Below are 20,041 nucleotides of genomic sequence, written 5' to 3'. Positions count from 1 at the left end.
GCGACGTCGGTGGGCGTCAGGACGAGGTGCCGTACTCCCAGTGCCACGGCTCCGACTTCGAACCGCCGGCGCGTGCCCAGTCGGGGTTGTCCCAGCCGAAGGCCGGGGCGTTCTCCAGCATCCAGTTGTACTCCGTCGTGCCGTACCCGCCGACCGAGTCGCCGATGTCGATCGCGGTGCCCCACCCGTGGTTCGAGGTGCCGGGCTCGGCCGCGAGGTAGCCCTTGCTCGCCTTCACCGACACCTGCGCGCTGTAGGAGCGGTAGGAGTCCGAGATCTGGATTGACTGGCCGAACTGCGCCTCGTAGGCGCGGTTGAGGGCCTCGAGCTGGTGGGCCGCGTCGCAGCGCAGGAGCGCCGACGGGGCGAAGTCCGGTGAGCAGAGCGCGCTCGACGGGATGTTCCCGTTCGAGTACGACTCGGTCGCGGCAGCCATCGCGGCGATCTCGTCCGCCTCCTCGGCAGCCTGCTCGGCCTCCTCGGCCGCGATCTCCTCGGCGGTGGGCGGCGCCGCCTCGACGGAGACCGGCACGGTGCTCTCGGCGGCGTCGAGCAGCTCGGAGAGGTGGGCCGTCGTCGCCTCGATCTCGTCGGCCGCGGCCGCGACCGCCTCGGTCGTCTCCGCGTCGGTGTTCAGCCCTGCCGTGTCGTCCGACGACGCGTCGGCGCCCGTCTTCCCGTCGGCGGCCTCGGTCGCGTCCGACGTCGCGTCGGCCGCGGGGTCCTCGTCGGCGACCGGCTCGGCCGACTCGACGTCCGTCGTCGATCCGTCCTCGGACTCGGTCGACGACGACGGCGCGGCGCTCCGCTCGGTGGAGCGGCTCGCGGTCTCCGAGGTGTCCCGCGTCTCGGTGGCCTCCGGGGCGGACGCCTCGGTCGCGACCGTCTCAGCCTCGGCCACGAGTGAGTCGAGCTCGGTCCGGACCTCCTCGATCTCCTGCGCGCTCTCGTCGGAGAGCTCGGCCGACTCGGTGACGTAGTCGGCCCGGGCGATCTCCGACGTCGCGGTCGAGACGAGCTCGGTCACGGAGTCGTCCAGGGGCGCGGTCGTGCCGGTGTCGGTCGTCGCAGCCTCTGCTGGCTCGGCCTTGATCGACGCGGGCGTGGCGACGAGGGCGGCGCTCGCCGCCGACGTCGTCAGTGCGAGGACGGTGACGCCGGCCGTCAGCCCGAGCGGGGAGCGCCGGGCGAGGAGGATCGGGTACGTCCGCGCGCGGATCCAGAGCGGCGGGCGCTGAGCGGTGTGCCGGCCCATCAGTGCTGCGTCCTCGACGTCGCGGGGTGCGGCATCGGCAGAATCGGCAGAGAGTGGAGTGCGGGGGGCATGCGTTGATCCAAACCTCGGAGACAGTGTGCAACCCGCGCGCCGGATCGCGGGGGGACGATCGACGGCTGCGCGGGCTGCACCATCCATACTGCGCGACGAAACTGAGCGTCAGATCCAAATCAGGCGCTCGTACCTCGACGGTTCCGTGGCGGAGTTCGTCGGATCGTGTGAACGTCGGACAGATCTGGTCACGAACGGGTCACGGAGCGCAAGATTCTGCGAGCCACGCCCCAGCGACCCTAGGGTGAGGACCATGGACGATCCTGACATTCCTGAAGCGGTGCAAGATGCCTACAGTGTCGGCGTGACGCTCGTCGCGGCTGCCGTCGGCCTGCTGATCGCGATGGTGTTCGTCGCCGTCGCGGGCTTCCTGATCAGGCGTCTTGGCAAGCGCAGCCGCCTGATGCGTGACCTGGCCCTGCGCCTGCGGCGTCCGATCCGGGCGGTCCTCATGGTGGTCGCACTCATCGTGGCGGTGCGGGTCTCCGTCCCGGCGGCGGCCGACCTGGCCGAGGGAGAGTCGGAGATCTGGTGGCGCGGGCCGCTGCTGCACCTGCTGACGATCGTGCTGATCGCCGTCGGCGCGTGGGCCGTCGGCGCGCTCGCGTTCGTCTTCGAGGACCGGATGCTGCGCCGCTACTCGCCCGGCGACGGGTTCGACGACCGGCACTCTCGGAGGATCCGGACGCAGGTGACCGTCGTGCGACGCCTGACGGTCGCGCTCCTCGTGCTCTGCGCGATCGCAGGGATCCTGATGACCTTCCCGGCGGCGCGCGTGGCGGGAGCCAGCGTCTTCGCCTCGGCCGGTCTGCTCTCGATCGTCGCCGGTCTCGCCGCTCAGACGTCCCTGGCCAACGTGTTCGCCGGTATGCAGATCGCCTTCACCGACGCGATCCGGCAGGACGACGTCGTCGTGCTCGAGGGGGAGTGGGGTCGGATCGAGGAGATCACGATGACGTACGTGGTCGTGCACGTCTGGGACGACCGGCGACTCATCCTCCCGTCGACGTACTTCACCACCACGCCGTTCGAGAACTGGACGCGACGGCGGTCCGAGCTGCTCGGTACGGTCGAGCTCGACCTCGACTGGGAGGCTCCCGTCGCGGCGATGCGCGGAGCGCTCAAGGACCTGTTGGCCCAGACGCCGCTCTGGGACCATCGTGTCGGCGTCCTGCAGGTGACCGAGGCGGTCCAGGGATACGTCCAGGTGCGTGCCACGGTCTCGGCCGCGGACGCGCCGACCCTGTTCGACCTGCGCTGCTACGTCCGTGAGGGGATGGTCGACTGGCTCCAGCGCGCCGCGCCCGAGGCGCTGCCCCGCGTCCGCGTCGGGGAGGCGCTGGAGCGCGCCGACGTACCGCTCGCCATCCCGCCCGGTGAGGACGAGGCGGTCGACGTCGCCCCCGTGGCGCTCGCCCGACAGGGCGATCTCGCCGACGCTCCGGCCGCGGAGGACGGGTCGGGCACGGAGCGCCGAGAGTCGGCGACGGCGGACTCTCCGCTCGCGAGCGAGGCTGCGGAGCCGGTGGTGCCGGACGAGCACGCAGCGCGTCGCCGTGGCCCTCGTCGCGTGCCCCGCCGCAAGGCCGTGCTGTCCCGCAACCTGCCGCCGGACCCCAGCGCCGCGGAGACCGTCGTGCTCGATGCCGACCAGGCGGTTCCGTCGTCCGGCGCCGGGTCGAGCGGGAACGACGAGGTCGTGGGCCGGACCCACGCACCCGGCGCAGAGGTGCCCGATGGCTCAGAGGGAGCTGCCCACCCCGCGGACGGCGCCGAGACCGTCGCCGACGCGCCGCGCGACGACGTGCCCGCGGCGCCCGTCGACCCGAGAGCCGCGGGCTCGACGTCGTCGGTCCGGACGAGCGAGGCGTCCACGGGGACAGCTGCCATGAACACGGCAGCGATCCTGACGGGCGAGAACTCGGCGTCGGAGTCGGCTCTGTTCTCCGGGACGGACGAGGGCGTCGAGCGGTCGAAGGCGTTCGGGGGGCCCGGCGAGGAGGTGTACGCGCAGCGTGAGGAGATCGCGGAGCGCTACGAGTCCGACGACGAGGACCACCCGGACGGGGACGACGAGGAGGAGCGCCGGCGTCGTGCGCCGCGTGACGGTGACGTCACGGGCAACCGCGGCGACGGCGACGGCGACGGGGGAGGCGACGGAGAGGGCGGCTGAGCCCCTCAGAGCAGGCTCGGGGCCTGGCGGGCCGAGACGCCAGCCAGCCACCCGCGCAGGCGGTCCGGGTGGTCGGTGACGACGCCCTCGACACCGGCGTCGAGAGCCCAGCGCCACGACTCCTCCGTGTTCGCGGTCCAGACCATGACCTTGCAGCCGAGGTCGTGGAGCCGGTCGACGAGACCGGGGTCCTGGGCGGCGAGGTCGTGCCGGGGGTTGCACGTCCAGACGTCGAGGTCGCGGGCCGTCGCGACGACGTCGACGGCGGGGTCCTCCACGAGCCAGCCGCGCCGGAGCGTCGGGGCGACGGTCGCGATCGCGCGGACTGTCGCGGGGTCGAAGCCCTGGGCGACGATGCGACCGGCGATGCCCGCGTCGGCGACCGCGTCGAGCACCGGCGAGACCTCACTGGCGGTCCACCGACCCTTGAGCTCGAGCAGCACGTCGAGGTCGGGCCGGACGAGCAAGAACGCGACGAGCTCGTCGAAGGTCGGGACCTGCTGGCCGGCGTAGGCCGGAGAGAATCCGATCCCGGCGTCGAGGGCGCGGACCTGCTCCAGCGTCAGGTCCGCGACCCGGCCGTTCCCGTCGGTCGTCCTGTCGACCGTGCGGTCGTGGATGACGACGGGGATCCCGTCGGCGGTGAGCCTCAGGTCCGTCTCGATGCCGTGGACGCCCGTGCGCCACGCCGCCTCGAACGAGGCGAGGGTGTTCTGCGGTGCGACGGAGGAGTTGCCGCGGTGAGCGAAGATCTGGGGCACGAGAGAGGCCTGCATCACAGCAGTAAATCAGCCGTTTGACCGGCTCGCACACGACCCTCACCGCGACCGCATCAGATCACACCTGATCGGCAGCAATTCCTTGAAATCGCCTGCGTAGTCTCTCCGCCGTGATGTGTCTGAAAGCGTTTTCATGAGCGGGTTCGAACTCTATGCCGGGCTCGCCCCAGGACTGCAGATCATCCTGACCTTCTTCCTGGTGGTGGCCCTCGGCTCGGTCGGCTGGACGGCCACCCTGGCATGGTCCGCGATGCTGGAGCGCCGTAGGCTCCGCCGCTTCGAGACCGACTCCACCGCCTCTGAGGCCGACTTCGTGTGGGTGTTCGTCGTCCCCGCGATGGACGAGGAGGTGACGATCGCGGACTCCGTCTCGCGCCTGGCTGCCGTGCGGGCGACGCACCGGCACATCATCGTGGTCGACGACGCGTCCGAGGACGCCACCCCGCAGATCCTCGCGGGGCTCGACGTGCCCGGGCTGCACGTCGTGCGCCGCGAGCTCCCTCGGGCACGGACCGGCAAGGCTGCCGTGCTCGACCAGGCCTGGGAGATGGTGCGGACCGAGCTCGCGCACATCCCGTCGGACCGGATCATCTTCGGCGTCGTCGACGCCGACGGCCGGCTCGACCCGGACGCGCCCTCGGCCCTCGCGCACCACTTCGCGGACCCGCGGGTCGGCGGCCTGCAGTCGGCCGTGCGGATCTACAACGACGACCACCCGCTGACGTGGGCCCAGGGGATCGAGTTCTCCGTCTTCGGCAACGTCATGCAGATGGGACGGTCCCGGTGGGGCACCGCGAACATGGGCGGCAACGGGCAGTTCAACCGCCTGTCCACGCTGGACGACCTGGCGACCGACGACCACATGCCGGGCGGCGTCGAACGCGGCCCGTGGAAGGACCGTCTGACCGAGGACCAGGACCTCGGTGTCCGGATGATCCAGGCGGGCTGGCGCGGGGAGCAGTCGATGCGCTCCGTCGTCGACCAGCAGGGCGTCTCGAACCTGCGCCGCCTCTACCGGCAGCGCACCCGGTGGGCGCAGGGGGGCTGGCAGGTTCTGGATCTGCTGCCCAGCCTCCCGGGCTCGATGAAGCACGTCGCGCTCCCGGCACGGGCGGACGCGCTGTTCTACCTGCTGATCCCGGTCATCCAGTCCCTGATGGCCGTCGCGATGCTGCTCGCGCTCTGGCTGGGGGCCGTCGAGGGAGTGGCGATCATTCCGCGGGAGCTGCCCGTGATGGTCGGCCTCCTCGTCGCGGGCCTTGGGCCGGTGACGCTGGGAGTTCTCGGGCGGGGAGGATCTTTCAAGGCCTTCCTGCGGTCGATCCTCGCATTCGTCCCGTACCTGCTCTACGCGTTCGTGATGTACCCGGTGGTCTGGCGCGCGCTCTTCCGGCAGCTGATGGGGCGGTCGAGCTGGGCCAAGACCGCGCGCGAGCCGGTCAAGGACGCCGTGCCGCAGGAGTCGGCGGGGCCGGGTGGCCCGAGCCTCGACGACGGGTACGGGGCCGCGGCCTGAGTCCGGCGACGTGCTGCGGGTGGGCCCCCCGGGGCTCGAACCCGGAACCTACGGATTAAAAGTCCGCAGCTCTACCATTGAGCTAGAGGCCCTGGACCGCGTGGTCCGAGACCACCCTACGTGCAGCCCTCGCGCGTACGGTAACCGGCGACGGCGCCCGCGTCACGCGGGGTCTTGATGGGTGAGAGGTTCGGCCGATTCTCGTGTCCGGGCTTGCCACGAGCGGCTGTGGTTGATTCGGTGGTTGGTGTCCGAGAGGCCCATGGACGGGTGCACCGACAGGTGTTCCGTGGGTCCGTCCGGCGACGAGAGGAGCTCTCGTGCTTACCCTGACTGACAACGCCAGCACTGCTGTGACCGAGCTCGCCACCCAGGCGGGCGTCCCCGAGGGCGGAGGCCTGCGGATCGCGGCGTCTCAGGCGCAGGAGGGCAGCTTCGAGCTCGCGCTCGTGCCCAGCCCTGAGCCGGAGGACGCGGTGGTCGAGAACGGCCAGGCCCGCGTGTTCGTGGACCAGCAGGCTTCTGTGAGCCTGGACAACCTCACGCTTGACAGCGACCCCGCAGCAGAGGGTCCTGCGTTCGTGCTTTCCCCTCAGGGCTAGTCCCAGACTGAGGACGGCGGCGGGTCACCCTCGGGTGGCCCGCCGTTCGTGCGTCCTGGGCTACTCGTCGGAGACGGTCAGCTTGCCGAGTCCCGCGGAGCTGCGCAGGTCGACGTAGGGCTGGGACTCGTCGAACGCGTCGGACGTCAGTTCGAGGCCTGCCTCGGCTCCCTCGGTGACGTCCCCGAGGAAGTCGATCTCTCCGGCCCCGGCGGAGGTCGTCCAGCGCACCGGGGTGCCGGACTCCACCTCGAGCGTGAGCGAGCTGAACCCCGCGGTCTGCTCGATCGGCACGACGGCGTCGGGCGTCGAGAGCCGGATCGTCCCGTCCGAGGAGCCGTTCTTGATCGCCAGGCGATCGAGCGTCGCGTCGGTGAAGTCGGCGACGAACGTCTCGGTCCCGGCCTCGATCTCGATCGTCCACGACGACGTCGGGGAGACGTGGACCTCGATCGTCCCGCCGTCCGCCCGCACGGCGAGCGCCTCGTCGACGTCCGCGTCGACGTCGATGGACTCGCTCGACGGCGGCTTGTTCGTGTCGGTCCCGGCGACGTCGACGAGCGTGCCGTCGTCGGCGTCCGCGCTGATCTCGAGCCGGTCGGCCCCGCCCTCGACGAGCAGGTAGGCCTGGGTCACGCCGTCGTCAGAGATCGACACCTCGCCCGACCCCGTCGGCCCACCCATGCCCTCGGAGCATCCCGCGAGGGCCAGGGTCGTGGCAGCGACGCCGACCGCGGCGACGAGCGCGACGCGCGCCCGCCCCCTCACGCGCCGACCGCCGTCGCGCGGGCGGGGGCGGTCCGGGCGACGCGCAGCGCCCAGAGCACCAGGGGGACCTGCCCGGGCAGGCGACCCCACGCGATCGCCCGGTTCTGGGACCAGTGCCGGGCGTTCTCCCGGGAGTTCAGGGCCATCTGCACGTTGCCGGGGAAGACGGCGACGAACAGGGCGGCCGTCGCGTACCCGCCCGCGCGGCGCGTGGTGGGCACGGCGACGGCAGCGGCGCACGCCAGCTCGGCGACACCGCTGCCGACCACCCAGGGGCGCGGGCTGCCGAGCGCGGGCGGGATCAGCGACTCGAAGACGCGAGGGCGGGCAAGGTGCAGCACCCCGGCGGCGGCGAGGCCGACGCTGAGCGAGGTGGCGAGGACGTCCGGGAGTCGAGCCATACCCCGAGGCTATCGACCCGAGGGCCCCGGCGCGTCAGTACCCGAGGATCCACCGGCCGCCGACGACGACGCAGGCGACGGTCACCACCAGGAAGATCCCGACCCAGGCGAGCCCGGGCAGCGGTGTGATGCGGGCGAGCAGGTCTGCGTCCGACCGGCCCCCGCGGCCCCGGCGGCGCTGCGCCTGCATCTCGAGCACGGGCCGGACCGAGCCGAGCAGGAGGAACCACGTGACGGTGGCGGCGACGGCCGTCTGCGTCTCGGCGTCCAGGAACCAGGACACGCCGACGAGCGCCGCACCGCTGACGAGGACGGACCAGAGCCCGAACCAGTTGCGGATCTGGAGCAGGAGGAGCGCGAGGAGCAGCACGAGCAGCCACAGCAGTCCGACGGCGTACCCCGCCTCGAGCAGGGCGGCCGCGCCGAGACCGATCAGGGCCGGGGCGGTGTAGCCGGCGGCGGCGGTCAGGATCATCCCGATGCCACGGGGGCGTCCGGACGAGACGGTGAGGCCGGACGTGTCCGAGTGGAGACGGATGCCGGAGAGCTTGCGTCCGGTCAGCAGGGCCATGACCCCGTGCCCGCCCTCGTGGGCGATCGTGACGACGTGACGGGCCACCCTCCAGACCGGGGTGACCAGGACGACGGCGAGGGCGACCGCGGCGGTCGCGAGGGCCAGTGTCTGGTCGGGGACGGCGACCGGTGAGGTCGCTGCCGTCCAGATGGTGCTGACGACGTCGCCGACGGATCTGAGGGCATCTTCCACGCGCGTCATGCAACCACACGTTGCCGGGCGACGGGTGCGTCGGGTCACAGTCGTCCCCGATCCGGCGCCGGACGTGTCATGATGTCAGGACGAGGGCTGCGCACACCTGCGCGCCCCGCGTCGTAGAGATCCCCCCGGATTGTCGTGCGGCGGATCCCGACCCAGCACTTTGCTGCCTCGAGAGGCGATACTTTCTGTGACTACCTTTGCCGATTTCGGCCTACCCACCCCTGTCGTCCGCGAGCTGTCGCGCCAGGGCATCGACGCTCCGTTCCCCATCCAGACCGCCACGCTCCCGGACTCGCTCCAGGGCCGCGACGTGCTCGGCCGTGGGCGCACCGGGTCCGGGAAGACGCTCGCGTTCTCCCTGCCGCTCGTCTCGCGACTCGACGGCGCCGGCACGTCGCGCCAGCCGCGCCGTCCCCGTGCGCTGGTGCTCTGCCCGACGCGTGAGCTCGCCAACCAGATCAACGCCACGATGGAGCCGATCGCCAAGGCGCTCGGGCTCGTGACGACGACGATCTTCGGCGGCGTCGCCCAGTCGCGTCAGGTCACCGCGCTCAACGCGGGCGTCGACGTGGTCATCGCGTGCCCCGGGCGTCTGGAGGACCTGCTGAACCAGCGTGTCCTGACGCTCGACGGCATCGAGATCACGGTCCTCGACGAGGCCGACCACATGGCCGACCTCGGGTTCCTGCCCGGCGTCAAGCGCATCATGGCGCGCACCCCGAAGGTCGGCCAGCGCATGCTGTTCTCGGCGACGCTCGACAACGGCGTGGACCAGCTCGTCAAGCTGTACCTGAACAACCCCGTGCGCCACTCGGTGGACGACGCCGCCTCGGCTCCGCCCAAGATGACGCACCACATCCTCGCGGTGCGCGACGCGGACGCCAAGAAGGAGGTCGTGCGCGAGCTCGCCTCGGGCACCGGCCGCCGCATCCTGTTCATGCGCACCAAGCACCAGGCCAAGAAGCTCGCCAAGCAGCTCACCGCCCAGGGCGTGCCCGCCGTGGACCTGCACGGCAACCTCGGGCAAGGCGCACGCGAGCGCAACCTCGCCGCGTTCTCCGACGGCTCTGTCAAGGTGATGGTCGCGACCGACATCGCGGCACGCGGCATCCACGTCGACGAGATCGAGCTCGTCGTCCACGTCGACCCGCCCGCCGAGCACAAGGCGTACCTGCACCGTTCGGGCCGGACGGCGCGTGCCGGCGAGGAGGGCGTCGTCGTGACCGTCATGCTCCCCGAGCAGCGCGGCGATGTCCGCGACCTGACCCGCAAGGCCCGCATCTCGGCGCAGCCGAAGCCCGCGGCGCCGGGTGACGACACGATCAAGGCCCTCGTGGGCGAGGTCGCGCCGTACGTGAAGCCGGCACCGGTCCAGGCCCCGCAGCAGCAGGCTCGCAAGCCCAAGAGCGGCCAGCCCGCACGGTCCGGAGGCGGACGCTCCGGCGGTCGTTCCGGCGCGCCGCGCTCGTCGTCGGGTCGCGCGAGCGGCGGCCAGTCGGGTGCAGGGCACGCCGGCACCGGTCGCTCGAGCGGAGGGCGCGCGGGAGCACCTGCGGGCTCGTCGACCTCGGGCGGCGGCGGTGGCCGTCGTCGCGGTGGCCGCTCCGGTCGCCCTGCGGGCGCGCCGCGCCAGGGCTGAGGGAATGCACGGCCACCCTCGCCGGTTGGAGAGGGTGGAGGCGATGCAATTGACGTACGACGTGACATGGACCGACCAGCAGTGGCGCGAGAAGCTCAGCGAGCAGGAGTTCGCGGTGCTGCGCCGCGCCGGGACCGAGCGTGCCGGCACCGGTGAGCTGCTCCACGAGTCTCGCGAGGGGCTCTACACCTGTCGAGGCTGCGGGCAGGAGCTGTTCCGCGCCGAGACGAAGTTCGACTCCCACTGCGGGTGGCCGAGCTTCTACGCGCCGAAGGAGTCCGACGCCGTCGAGCTCCTCGAGGACAACACGCTCGGCATGCGACGCACCGAGGTGCGCTGCCGCCGTTGCGGGTCGCACCTGGGCCACGTGTTCCCGGACGCCCCGCAGACGCCCACGGGCGACCGCTACTGCATGAACTCGGTGAGCCTGAGCTTCACCCCCGACGAGTAGGTCGGCACAGCACGAGGCCCGGACGGATCTCCGTCCGGGCCTCGTCGCGTTCCTGCGGTGAGTGCTGTCAGTCGTCGCCGTCCTTGCGGTTCTCCGCCCCCTCCTTGAGGAGGAAGACCGGGAGGACGAGCGTGGCGACCATGGAGACGAGCCAGACGATGATCGGGCCGAGGATCCAGCCGGCCCAGCCGCCGATCTCGAGCCCGTCGCTGACGAGGGCCGCGATCAGCAGCGCGATGAAGGTGGAGAGCAGACCGACACCGCCCAGCAGCGCCGGGGCGTTGTTGCGGGCCGCCTTGGCGATGAACGGCGACAGGATCGCCTGCGCGAGCGCGAAGATGACGATCGCGAGGATGAAGCCGACCGGGTCGGACCAGTGGACGTCGAACGTCGACAGGTCGAAGATGCCGAAGATCCAGTCGGTCAGGACGATGCCGACCGCGGCGGCGAGGACGAAGACGAGGGTGCGGAGCAGGAACTTGACCATGCGCCGGATGCTAGTCCGGTCGACGGACCGGCGCGCGCTGACGCGCCGGTCCGAGGGTGCCGTCGGGGTCCGGTCGGCTCACGCGCCGGGTGCGACGGCGTCGGCCTGTTCTTCGAGGAGCTGCTCGACGCCTGACCTCGTGCCGAGCGGGATCTCCTTCATGAAGATGATCGCGATCGTCGCGATCACCGCGAGCGGGGCCGCGACGAGGAAGATGTGGGCGATCCCGTCGCCGTAGGCCTTCTCCACCACGGTCCGGACGGCCTCGGGCAGCGCCGTGACGTCGGGGATCGAGCCGGTCCCCCCGTCCATCGCGGACGCGGGGACCCCGAGCTCGGCAAGCCCGGTGGTGATCGACGCCGTGACCTGGTGCGAGAGGACGGCCCCGAGCGCGGAGATGCCGATCGCGCCCCCGAGGGTGCGGAAGAACGCGATCATCGCGGTCCCGGAGCCTATCTCCGAGATCGACAACGTGTTCTGGACGGCCAGGACGAGGTTCTGCATCAGGGCGCCGACTCCCGCGCCGAGGATCATGAGGTAGGCGCCGACGACGACGAAGCTCGTCTCGTAGTCGATCCTCGACAGGAGCAGCAGGCCGGTCGTCAGGACGACGCCCCCGGCGATCATGAAGCCCTTGTACCGGCCCGTGCGCGAGATCAGCTGGCCGACGACGGTGGAGACCGCGAAGAGCCCGAAGACCATCGGGATGGTCATCAGCCCGGACTCGGTCGGGGTCTTGCCCCGGGCGATCTGCATGTACTGGCTGAGGAACACGGACGTGCCGATCATCGCGAGACCGACCGCGACGGACGCGATCACCGCGAGGACGAGGGTGCGGTTGCGGAAGAGCGCGAGCGGGATGATCGGCTCCGCCGCGTGCTTCTCGACGAAGACGGCGGCCACGAGCGTCAGCGCGGACCCGCCGAGCATCGCCGCGGTCTGCCACGAGGCCCAGTCGAAGTCGTGGCCGGCGAAGGTCACCCACAGCAGCAGGAGGGAGATCCCGGTCGCGATCAGGACCGCGCCCCAGATGTCGATCGAGACGCGGCGGCGCGGGACGCCGGGGAGCCGGAGGGTGCGCTGCAGGACGACGATCGCCGCGATGGCGAACGGCAGGCCGACGTAGAAGTTCCAGCGCCATCCGATCGAGTCGGTGATGACGCCGCCGAGGAGCGGGCCACCCACCATGCTGATGCCCATCACGGAGCCGAGGATCCCCATGTACCGGCCGCGCTCGCGCGGGGAGATGATGTCGGCGATCAGGACGGTCGACAGAGCCGTCAGGCCGCCGGCTCCCAGGCCCTGGAACGCGCGGAACGTGATGAGCGTCCCGACGTTCTGCGAGAGCCCCGCGAGCGCGGAGGAGACGACGGCGATCGTCAGCGCGATCTGGACGAGAAGCTTGCGGTCGACGAGGTCGGCGAGCTTGCCCCACAGCGGGGTGGAGACCGTCGTCGTCAGCAGGGTCGCGGTGACGACCCAGGTGAACGACTCCTGGGACCCGTCGAGGTCGCTGACGATGCGGGGGAGGGAGGAGGAGACGACGGTCGTCGCGAGCACGGAGACGAACATCCCGAGCAGGATTCCCGAGAGCGCTTCCAGGGTCTGGCGATGCGTCATGCCCGTGCCGGGGGTGGTGGCGGGGGCTGAGGGTGGCGTGGTCAACAGTTCTCTTTCGTCAGGCGTTCTGCAGGGCTTCGGTGACCCGGGTGACGACCGCGACCGCGTCGTCGATCTCGGTGTCGGTCCAGGAGGTGAAGGTGGCGGCGACGATCTCTGCTCCGACCTCGGAGATGCGTCGCACGGTCGCGTGGCCCGTCCCGGTGAGCGTCAGGAGGCGCACCCGTCGGTCCGTCGCGCAGACCTCACGGTCGACGTACCCCCGCTCGACGAGCGCGTTGACGTGGCGGCTGGCCACCGAGAGGTCGACACGAAGAGCGGCCGCGAGGTCGCCGAGGGGCAGGGAGCCCTCGCGTTCCAGGATGCGGAGCACGGTGAGCGTGGAACGTTGCAGGCCGAGGTCGGCGGCCATGCGGTTGCCGATGTCGCGCTGCGTCCGGGCGAACTCGTCGAGGGCGCGCAGCAGGTCGACGGTGCGTCCGCCGTGCGGTCCGACGGCGTCGGTGGTCTCAGTGGTCATGTCGTCCTCCGGGGTCGTCGCCCAGGATAGATATATTGCTTGCAGCATGCAAGAAATCCGTCTCGCCTGATGGCCCGTCCCGGGGGCATGCTGGAGGGATGGAACACCGACCACGTCGTCCTGCGATGCTCGACCAGAACGCCGCCCAGGAGATTCCCGGCGACCTCGCGCCCGCAGACCGCGAGGAGATCGCCCACACGACGGCAGCCGTCGTCGTGCACCGGGGGAGGGCGAGCGAGGACCCTGCGGTCATCGACCGGCTCGTGCGCCTCGTCGAGGACGAGGGGCTCGACGTCGTCGCCGGGCTGTGGGCGGACGCCGCCTCCAACACCCTGCCGGGCGCGCTGTGGCGGCTCTACGTCCTGCGCACGTGGGTACGGCACGACCCGCAGACGGTCACCCTCAGGTACCGGCTCGGGGTCGGGGCCGCCCCGGTCTCGGAGGTCGTCGCCGGCGCGGTGACGCCACCCGGCCCGGACGACCTCTGCGACCTCGCCGACGCGGTCCTGTCCGGCGTCTTCACCGGAGACCTCGACGTGGCGCTCGAGCGCGCCGGCGCGTTCTGCCGGATCCTCGCGGCGGGTGCCGCGCACGACGCCGACGCCCGGGAGGCCTCGGACGACCTCGCCGCCTCCCGCATGACCCACGGAGCCTCCGCGCTGCTTCGCACGGCCGAGGAGCTCGAGCACGCCGGGGCGCTCTGGCGGGCCGGGATGCTGGAGTGACACGGATCGCGTCCGCCCCGCTTTCGTTCACCGGCGCGGCAGGCGTACCGTGGACGGACGACGTCGGGCCGCGGTAGCCCCGGGCTCCATCTTGAGCCACTACGAGTGGCCACCCGCCGAGAGGCGCTCCCGGTCCGGCGTCGTACCTCTTCCTCGCCTCTCGATCGGCGCGTCGATCGGTGAACGCACGGTGAACACGGGCTGAATTCCTCGTCAGGGAACTGCTGCCCTAGGCTGAACCCGACCTCACTTCCTGCGTCGGACCGGAGCGCCCCGTGCGATTTCGACTCACCCCCCGAGAAACGTCGTACTTCGATCTCCTCACGGAGTCGGCCCAGCACCTGGTGGACGGCTCCAAGCTGCTCTCCGAGCTCCTCGGGGCAGACCGGCCGGGACGGAAGGCCATCGCCAAGAAGCTCAACGACGCCGAGCACGCCGCCGACGACTCGACCCACGCGATCATGAAGATGCTCAACCAGACCTTCGTGACGCCGTTCGACCGTGACGACATCTACAACCTCGCCTCGGCGCTCGACGACTGCATGGACTGCATGGAGGAGGCCGCCGACCTCATCGTCCTGTACAAGATCGACGAGATCCCGCGGCGGGTCTCCGAGCAGGTCCAGGTCCTCGAGCGGGCGTCCGAGCTGACCTGCGAGGCCATGCCGAAGCTGCGGACGATGGACGACCTCGAGGACTACTGGATCGAGGTCAACCGGCTCGAGAACCAGGCCGACAAGATCCACCGCAAGCTCATCGCGCAGCTCTTCGACGAGATCACCGACCCGATCCTGCTGATGAAGCTCAAGGAGATCGTCGAGATCCTCGAGGAGGCGGCCGACGCCTTCGAGAAGGTCGCCAACACCGTCGAGACCATCGTGCTCAAGGAGTCTTGAGCCCGTGGAGCTCGCACTCGTCATCATCGTCGTGGTGGTCGCGCTCTCGTTCGACTACACGAACGGGTTTCACGACGCCGCCAACGCCATCGCGACGTCCGTCTCCACCCGCGCGCTCACCCCCCGCGCCGCGCTCCTCATGGCAGCCTTCTTCAACCTCGTCGGCGCGATGCTCGGCACCGAGGTCGCGACGACGATCGCCGAGGAGATCATCGCGATCGACGACGCGCCGGCCCACCAGGGCCTCGTCATCGTGCTCTGCGGGCTGATCGGCGCCATCACGTGGAACCTCATCACCTGGTGGCTGGGCCTGCCGTCGTCCTCGACGCACGCCATCATCGGCGGGCTCACCGGCGTCGGGATCGCCTCGGGGATCACGGTCTACTGGAGCGCGATCGTCGACAAGGTCGTCCTCCCGATGATCTTCTCGCCCCTGATCGGCTTCTTCGGCGCCTACCTCGCGATGGTCGCGCTGCTCTGGATCTTCCGCCGGGCCAACCCGCACAAGACGTACCGTCGCTTCCGGATCGCGCAGACGGCCTCCGCCGCCGCGATGGCCCTCGGCCACGGGCTGCAGGACGCCCAGAAGACGATGGGCGTCATCCTCCTCGCGCTCGTCGCGGGCGGCTACCACGAGGACAACGGGGAGATCCCGTTCTGGGTCAAGATCTCCGCCGCCACCGCCATCTCCCTGGGGACCTACGCGGGCGGCTGGCGCATCATGCGGACCCTCGGCCGCCGGATCATCGAGCTCGACCCGGCCCGCGGGTTCGTCGCGGAGTCGGTCTCGGCGCTCGTGCTCTACGCCAACGCGTTCATCCTGCACGCGCCCGTCTCGACGACGCACACCATCACGTCGGCCATCATGGGGGTCGGCGCCACCAAGCGGCTGTCCGCCGTGCGCTGGGGCGTCGCCAAGAACATCGCGGGGGCCTGGGTGCTGACCATCCCCGCGGCTGCACTCGTCGCCGCCGCCGTCTACTTCGTGCTCGCGCCGATCATGGTCTGAGCGGAGCGTTCAGTACAGCGGTGGCGCGGCGATCTCCGCGGCCACCACGCGCGGACCGCTCTTCATCTGCGCGACGTGCGCGACGATCATCTCGCCGGGCTCGAGGAACGGGTCGACCGTCGGCAGCATGTCCGCGACGGAGCGACGTGCGTGCTGGCCAAGCACGTCCAGCACCGTGGGGAGCACCGGCCGGTGGGTGCACAGCACCGACGAGCGGCGCGACTCCAGCATCGCGCGGACCGCGGCCGCCACTCGGCCAGGCTTGCGCTCGTGGTGCGCCTCGGTGAACGTCTCGTAGCGAGCCGTGTCGACGTCGGCCGCCTGGGCGTACGGGGAGATCGTGGCCGAGCAGCGCTCCCACATGCTCGTCGCCACCGCCTCGACGCCGTAGGCGGCGAGCACCGGGACAGCCGCCACGGCCTGGGCGTGGCCGATCGGCGTCAACGGGCGGTCCTGCTCGCCGCCGACCCACCGCGAGCGCGCCTCGGCGCGGCCGTGACGGGCGATGACGACCGCATGCGTGTCGAGGCGACCGTTCTCGTGCTCCTCGACGAGTGCTTCGAGCGGCCCGCGGTCCACGGCTCGCGTCAGGCGCGCCGACGCCTCCGCGACGTCGAGCCAGACGACGTCGTCGATCTCCTGCGGGTCGACGTCGGAGACAGGTGCGCGGGCGGTCACGGGCGCCGACCGGCGAGGAGCGCGCCGCGCCGCCCAGTAGTGCACGCGCTTCACGCTGCCGTCGCTCGTCAGGTACTGCAGACCCGGCAGCGGGACCCCGAGGGAGACGGGGGCGCCGGTCTCCTCCGCGACCTCGCGCGCGGCGGCCGTCGGGAACGCCTCTCCGGTGTCGAGCTTGCCCTTCGGCCACGACCAGTCGTCGTACCGCGGGCGGTGGATCAGTCGGACCTGCAGGGCGTCCTGGCGCACGCGCCAGACCAGTGCCCCCGCGGTCTCCACCACGGGAGCGTGCTCCACCGGGGCCGGTCGGATCGGCTCGTGCAGCGGCGAGGCCTTGGCGGAGGCGGGCACTAGCGGCCTGCCGTGGTGCGCCGCCGCTGACGCTTGACGAGGCTCGACTGCAGGTCTCGCAACGGCTCGCCGTGCTCGTCCCGCGAGCGCCGCGACCAGGTGTCGTCCTCGAGGCGCCAGGACGAGGTGTTCTCGTCCATCGACACGTCGACCAGGTCGATCAGCTCGTTGATCTGGCTCGGCTCGCTGATCCGGACGAGGGCCTCGACGCGACGGTCGAGGTTGCGGTGCATCAGGTCGGCGGAGCCGATGAAGACCTCGGGGCCCGAGTCCGGTCCGTCGCCGATGGCGGGGCCGACCGAGTTGGCGAAGCCGTAGATCCTCGAGTGCTCGAGGAACCGCCCGAGGATCGACCGCACGCGGATGTTCTCGCTCAGGCCCGGCACCCCGGGACGCAGCGCGCAGATGCCGCGCACCACGAGGTCGACCTGCACGCCGGCCTGCGACGCCCGGTAGAGCGCGTCGATCGTGGCTTCGTCGACCGCAGAGTTCACCTTGATCTTGATCCAGGCCTCGTGCCCCTGGCGGGCGGCGTCGGCCTCGCGCTCGATGCGCTCGACGAGGCCGCTGCGGACCGTGCGCGGGGCGACGAGGAGCCGGTGGAAGCGCGACGTCGGGGCGTAGCCGCTGAGCTGGTTGAACAGCCGGGTCAGGTCCTGCCCGACCTCGGTCGACGCCGTCAGCAGGCCGTGGTCCGTGTACAGGCGGGCGGTCTTCGGGTGGTAGTTGCCCGTCCCGACGTGGCAGTACCGCCGCAGCCCGTCCTCCTCCTGCCGGACGACGAGCGAGAGCTTGCAGTGGGTCTTGAGGCCGACGATGCCGTAGACGACGTGCACACCTGCCTGCTCGAGCTTGCGGGCCCAGGAGATGTTGGCCTGCTCGTCGAACCTGGCCTTGATCTCGACGAGGGCGAGGACCTGCTTCCCGGCCTCGGCCGCGTCGATCAGCGCGTCGACGATCGGCGAGTCCCCGGACGTGCGGTACAGCGTCTGCTTGATCGCGAGGACCGCGGGGTCGGCCGCGGCCTGCTCCAGGAACGTCTGGACCGACGTCGAGAAGGAGTCGTACGGGTGGTGCAGCAGGATGTCCTGCTGCCGGATCGCGGCGAAGACGTTGGTCGGGCTGGCGCTCTCGACCTCGGCGAGCAGCCGGTGCGTCGTCGGGACGAACGGCGGGAAGTGCAGGTCGGCACGGTCGAGGTCCGCGATGACGTTGAGCCCGGTCAGGTCCAGCGGCGCCGGGAGCTCGTAGACCTCGTGCTCGGCGACGCCGAGCTCGCGGACCAGCAGCGAGCGGATGCGGGCGCTGATGCCCGTCGCGAGCTCGAGCCGCACGGGCGGTCCGAAACGGCGGCGCAGCAGCTCCTTCTCCATCGCCTTGAGAAGGTTCTCGGCGTCGTCCTCCTCCACCTCGACGTCCTCGTTGCGGGTCACCCGGAACGTGTGGTGCTCGCGCACCTCCATCCCGGGGAACAGCTGGTCCAGGTGCTGGGCGATGACCTCCTCGAGAGGCACGTACGACATCGGCTTGCCCGCCGCGACCGGCGACGACGTCGGTTCGCTCGGACGGCCCTTGGCGTCGACGGCGATGAATCGCGGCAGGAGCGGCGGCACCTTCACCCGCGCGAAGTGCTCCTTGTTGGTCGTCGGGTTGGCGACGAGGACCGCGAGGTTCAGCGAGAGTCCCGAGATGTACGGGAACGGGTGCGCCGGGTCGACCGCGAGCGGGGTCAGCACCGGGAAGATCCGCTTGCGGAAGAACTTGTGCAGGCGGTCCTGCTCCTTGGCCTCCAGCTCGTCCCAGTGGACGAGCGTGATCCCCTCGGACGCGAGGGCCGGCTGGACCGAGTCGCGGAAGACCTGGGCGTGGCGGGCCATCAGGTCCTGCGCCCGGACGCTGATCGCCTCAAGGACCTCGCGCGGGCTCAGCCCGGACGCCGCGGTCACCGCGAGCCCGGTGGCGATGCGCCGCTTGAGACCGGCCACGCGCACCATGAAGAACTCGTCGAGGTTCGAGGCGAAGATCGACAGGAAGCGCACGCGCTCCAGCATCGGCTGCCGGTCGTCCTCCGCGAGCTCGAGCACGCGCTCGTTGAACGCGAGCCAGCTGATCTCGCGGTCCGCAAAGCGGTCGTCCGGCAGCGGAGCACGCGTGGGACCCTCGTGCTCGGGCTCCGGCTCCTCGGCGATGTGCTCGGCGATGTACGCAGCGAGTTCCGGGTCCATGGTCCGCGGCGCGGTCGAGTCGCTCATGCTGCTTATCCTGACACCATCGTGTGAACGGCGGGTGACAAGATCACTCGCGCGTCGCCGACGGAGCCAGCTGGACGTCCGTCGCTCGGGCGTCGAATCCGAGCGCGGCGTACGTGTGCACGGCTGCGGCGTTGTCGCCGTCGACGTACAGCACCGCCGTCGTGCATCCCCGCGCTGCCAGCTGCGCCAGACCGGCGATCGTCAGCGCCCTGCCGAGACCGCGTCCCTGGGCCGCCGGGTCGACGCCGACGACGTAGATCTCACCCTCGGACGGGTTCTCGGGATCGACCTTGGTCCAGATGAAACCCAGCGGCGCGCCGTCGTCGGGGACGAGGAGCCGCAGCCCGTCCTCCCGGAACCACGCCTCGGCCCGACGGGCGTCGAGGTCTGCCTGCGTCGTCCGACCCTGCTCGGGGTGGTCGGCGAACGCCCGGGAGTTCAGGTCGAGCCAGGCCGCGTCGTCGTTCGGGCGTGCGGTGCGCAGGCGGAGCCCGTCCGGGAACTGCGGGTCTGAGTCGGCGGGGGACAGCGCTCGCTCGAGGATGCGGAGGTCACGGACCGGCTCCCACCCGAGTGCGGCCGCGAACGCCTGCGCGGCCGGGACGTAGCCGTGGGCCCAGACGTGAAGCCGGCCGCTGCGTCGTCCGGGCGCCCCGGAGCGGGCGGGCAGGCGAGCGTCGCGGACGGCGGTGCGCAGGAGCGTCGTGCCGAGCCCGCGGCGTCGGTGGTCGGGGTGGACCACGAGCTCGGCCGACGCGGGGTCCGCCCCCCGGTCGACCTGGGCGTATCCCACGACGTCGTCACCCACGCGCACGACGGCGTGGGTCAGGTCGGCGCTGTCCGTGCGGAGGTTGAGCAGGGGCTGCTCGGACAGCGGCGGGACCCCGTCGGCCGCGGCTGCTGCGGCGGCGAGGGTGCGGACGGCGGTCGCGGTGGCGTCGTCGGGCGGGCCGATCTCCAGGTCAGGGCGCATGCCCCCATCACACCACTGTTTCCCGGAACGACGACCGGTCCCCGGAATGACGACCGCTCCCCGGAACGACGACGCCGAGGTCGACCCCAGCGCGCGAGG

At 71.3% G+C, this 20,041-nt stretch carries 19 protein-coding genes and 1 tRNA gene; 8 read left to right on the top strand and 12 right to left on the bottom strand.

Features of this window, described 5'->3' with window-relative positions; all coding sequences use genetic code 11:
• Positions 1-16: 16 nt before the first annotated feature.
• Complete coding sequence (locus BLU20_RS13320; RefSeq protein ID WP_083372821.1) at positions 17-1,255, bottom strand: M15 family metallopeptidase; 1,239 nt, start codon at positions 1,253-1,255, stop codon at positions 17-19.
• Between the two features lie 376 nt (positions 1,256-1,631).
• Here BLU20_RS13320 and BLU20_RS14070 point away from each other — a divergent pair, with 376 nt between their 5' ends.
• Positions 1,632-3,500 carry a mechanosensitive ion channel family protein gene (locus BLU20_RS14070; protein ID WP_231959233.1) on the top strand — a complete coding sequence of 623 codons (1,869 nt, stop codon included), beginning with the start codon at positions 1,632-1,634 and terminating at the stop codon, positions 3,498-3,500.
• Positions 3,501-3,505: 5 nt separating this feature from the next.
• On the opposite strand, the gene BLU20_RS13310 is transcribed toward BLU20_RS14070, so the two are convergent.
• Positions 3,506-4,276, bottom strand: a complete 771-nt coding sequence (locus BLU20_RS13310; protein WP_083373084.1) for a glycerophosphodiester phosphodiesterase — start codon at positions 4,274-4,276, stop codon at positions 3,506-3,508.
• Positions 4,277-4,412: 136 nt separating this feature from the next.
• Between BLU20_RS13310 and BLU20_RS13305 the strand changes: the two genes are divergently transcribed.
• Entirely contained in the window at positions 4,413-5,795 is a 1,383-nt protein-coding gene (locus tag BLU20_RS13305; RefSeq protein WP_083372819.1) for a glycosyltransferase family 2 protein, read from the top strand.
• 20 nt (positions 5,796-5,815) lie between these two features.
• Here BLU20_RS13305 and BLU20_RS13300 read toward each other — a convergent pair.
• A tRNA-Lys gene (locus BLU20_RS13300) sits at positions 5,816-5,887 on the bottom strand.
• A 228-nt stretch (positions 5,888-6,115) separates the two neighbouring features.
• Between BLU20_RS13300 and BLU20_RS13295 the strand changes: the two genes are divergently transcribed.
• Positions 6,116-6,397, top strand: coding sequence for an iron-sulfur cluster biosynthesis family protein (locus BLU20_RS13295; RefSeq protein WP_083372818.1), 282 nt, complete (start codon positions 6,116-6,118; stop codon positions 6,395-6,397).
• 60 nt (positions 6,398-6,457) lie between these two features.
• On the opposite strand, the gene BLU20_RS13290 is transcribed toward BLU20_RS13295, so the two are convergent.
• From BLU20_RS13290 to BLU20_RS13280, 3 genes are read right to left on the bottom strand one after another with little or no spacing between them, the layout of a single operon-like run.
• Entirely contained in the window at positions 6,458-7,165 is a 708-nt protein-coding gene (locus tag BLU20_RS13290; RefSeq protein ID WP_083372817.1) for a hypothetical protein, read from the bottom strand.
• Positions 7,162-7,566 (bottom strand): DoxX family protein, encoded by a 405-nt coding sequence (locus BLU20_RS13285; protein WP_083372816.1) that lies wholly within the window; start codon positions 7,564-7,566, stop codon positions 7,162-7,164. The genes BLU20_RS13290 and BLU20_RS13285 overlap by 4 nt, the downstream gene beginning before the upstream one ends.
• Positions 7,567-7,600: 34 nt before the next feature.
• On the bottom strand, positions 7,601-8,341 hold the full coding sequence (locus BLU20_RS13280) for a M50 family metallopeptidase (protein WP_083372815.1): 741 nt from the start codon (positions 8,339-8,341) through the stop codon (positions 7,601-7,603).
• Positions 8,342-8,528: 187 nt separating this feature from the next.
• Between BLU20_RS13280 and BLU20_RS13275 the strand changes: the two genes are divergently transcribed.
• Together BLU20_RS13275 and msrB are read left to right on the top strand one after the other, a co-directional pair.
• Positions 8,529-9,980, top strand: a complete 1,452-nt coding sequence (locus BLU20_RS13275; protein WP_083372814.1) for a DEAD/DEAH box helicase — start codon at positions 8,529-8,531, stop codon at positions 9,978-9,980.
• A 43-nt stretch (positions 9,981-10,023) separates the two neighbouring features.
• A complete protein-coding gene (msrB, locus tag BLU20_RS13270; RefSeq protein ID WP_172829081.1) occupies positions 10,024-10,431 on the top strand; it encodes a peptide-methionine (R)-S-oxide reductase MsrB in 408 nt (135 codons plus the stop codon).
• A 67-nt stretch (positions 10,432-10,498) separates the two neighbouring features.
• Here the strand turns inward: msrB and BLU20_RS13265 are convergent, their stop codons facing one another.
• The 3 genes from BLU20_RS13265 to BLU20_RS13255 all read right to left on the bottom strand — a co-directional run bounded on the left by BLU20_RS13265 (position 10,499) and on the right by BLU20_RS13255 (position 13,058).
• The gene (locus tag BLU20_RS13265; protein WP_029251973.1) at positions 10,499-10,918 is read right to left on the bottom strand and encodes a phage holin family protein; all 420 of its coding nucleotides are present in this window, start codon (positions 10,916-10,918) and stop codon (positions 10,499-10,501) included.
• Between the two features lie 78 nt (positions 10,919-10,996).
• Positions 10,997-12,583 (bottom strand): MFS transporter, encoded by a 1,587-nt coding sequence (locus BLU20_RS13260; protein ID WP_331713058.1) that lies wholly within the window; start codon positions 12,581-12,583, stop codon positions 10,997-10,999.
• A 13-nt stretch (positions 12,584-12,596) separates the two neighbouring features.
• A complete protein-coding gene (locus BLU20_RS13255; RefSeq protein ID WP_083372812.1) occupies positions 12,597-13,058 on the bottom strand; it encodes a MarR family winged helix-turn-helix transcriptional regulator in 462 nt (153 codons plus the stop codon).
• 125 nt (positions 13,059-13,183) lie between these two features.
• On the opposite strand from BLU20_RS13255, the gene BLU20_RS13250 reads away from it, so the two are divergent.
• The 3 genes from BLU20_RS13250 (at position 13,184) to BLU20_RS13240 (ending at position 15,688) form a co-directional block, all read left to right on the top strand.
• A complete protein-coding gene (locus tag BLU20_RS13250) occupies positions 13,184-13,783 on the top strand; it encodes a hypothetical protein (RefSeq protein WP_083372811.1) in 600 nt (199 codons plus the stop codon).
• Between the two features lie 275 nt (positions 13,784-14,058).
• Positions 14,059-14,679 (top strand): DUF47 domain-containing protein, encoded by a 621-nt coding sequence (locus tag BLU20_RS13245; protein WP_029251977.1) that lies wholly within the window; start codon positions 14,059-14,061, stop codon positions 14,677-14,679.
• Between the two features lie 4 nt (positions 14,680-14,683).
• Entirely contained in the window at positions 14,684-15,688 is a 1,005-nt protein-coding gene (locus tag BLU20_RS13240) for an inorganic phosphate transporter (RefSeq protein ID WP_083372810.1), read from the top strand.
• Positions 15,689-15,697: 9 nt separating this feature from the next.
• On the opposite strand, the gene BLU20_RS13235 is transcribed toward BLU20_RS13240, so the two are convergent.
• From BLU20_RS13235 to mshD, 3 genes are read right to left on the bottom strand one after another with little or no spacing between them, the layout of a single operon-like run.
• Positions 15,698-16,717 carry an NUDIX domain-containing protein gene (locus BLU20_RS13235; RefSeq protein ID WP_231959231.1) on the bottom strand — a complete coding sequence of 340 codons (1,020 nt, stop codon included), beginning with the start codon at positions 16,715-16,717 and terminating at the stop codon, positions 15,698-15,700.
• Positions 16,717-18,969: an RNA degradosome polyphosphate kinase gene (locus tag BLU20_RS13230; RefSeq protein WP_083372809.1), complete on the bottom strand. Its 2,253-nt coding sequence runs from the start codon at positions 18,967-18,969 to the stop codon at positions 16,717-16,719. The genes BLU20_RS13235 and BLU20_RS13230 overlap by 1 nt, the downstream gene beginning before the upstream one ends.
• A gap of 43 nt (positions 18,970-19,012) precedes the next feature.
• Positions 19,013-19,942 carry a mycothiol synthase gene (gene mshD, locus BLU20_RS13225; RefSeq protein WP_083372808.1) on the bottom strand — a complete coding sequence of 310 codons (930 nt, stop codon included), beginning with the start codon at positions 19,940-19,942 and terminating at the stop codon, positions 19,013-19,015.
• Positions 19,943-20,041: the final 99 nt, after the last annotated feature.

Origin of the sequence: Paraoerskovia marina, from assembly GCF_900105445.1 — a bacterium.
Classification (GTDB): Bacteria; Actinomycetota; Actinomycetes; order Actinomycetales; family Cellulomonadaceae; genus Paraoerskovia; species Paraoerskovia marina.
The sequence above is the reverse complement of the archived record's forward strand: the minus strand, read 5'-3'. Positions and strand labels throughout refer to the sequence as shown.

Excerpts from the sequence above, each read along its gene's own strand:
- BLU20_RS13310 (WP_083373084.1), bottom strand. The coding sequence starts at position 4,276 with ATGCAGGCCTCTCTCGTGCCCCAGATCTTCGCTCACCGCGGCAACTCC.
- BLU20_RS13230 (WP_083372809.1), bottom strand. The coding sequence starts at position 18,969 with ATGAGCGACTCGACCGCGCCGCGGACCATGGACCCGGAACTCGCTGCG.
- BLU20_RS13255 (WP_083372812.1), bottom strand. The coding sequence starts at position 13,058 with ATGACCACTGAGACCACCGACGCCGTCGGACCGCACGGCGGACGCACC.
- BLU20_RS13320 (WP_083372821.1), bottom strand. The coding sequence starts at position 1,255 with ATGGGCCGGCACACCGCTCAGCGCCCGCCGCTCTGGATCCGCGCGCGG.
- BLU20_RS13305 (WP_083372819.1), top strand. The coding sequence starts at position 4,413 with ATGAGCGGGTTCGAACTCTATGCCGGGCTCGCCCCAGGACTGCAGATC.
- BLU20_RS13250 (WP_083372811.1), top strand. The coding sequence starts at position 13,184 with ATGCTCGACCAGAACGCCGCCCAGGAGATTCCCGGCGACCTCGCGCCC.
- msrB (WP_172829081.1), top strand. The coding sequence starts at position 10,024 with ATGCAATTGACGTACGACGTGACATGGACCGACCAGCAGTGGCGCGAG.
- BLU20_RS13285 (WP_083372816.1), bottom strand. The coding sequence starts at position 7,566 with ATGGCTCGACTCCCGGACGTCCTCGCCACCTCGCTCAGCGTCGGCCTC.
- BLU20_RS13265 (WP_029251973.1), bottom strand. The coding sequence starts at position 10,918 with ATGGTCAAGTTCCTGCTCCGCACCCTCGTCTTCGTCCTCGCCGCCGCG.
- BLU20_RS13280 (WP_083372815.1), bottom strand. The coding sequence starts at position 8,341 with ATGACGCGCGTGGAAGATGCCCTCAGATCCGTCGGCGACGTCGTCAGC.
- mshD (WP_083372808.1), bottom strand. The coding sequence starts at position 19,942 with ATGCGCCCTGACCTGGAGATCGGCCCGCCCGACGACGCCACCGCGACC.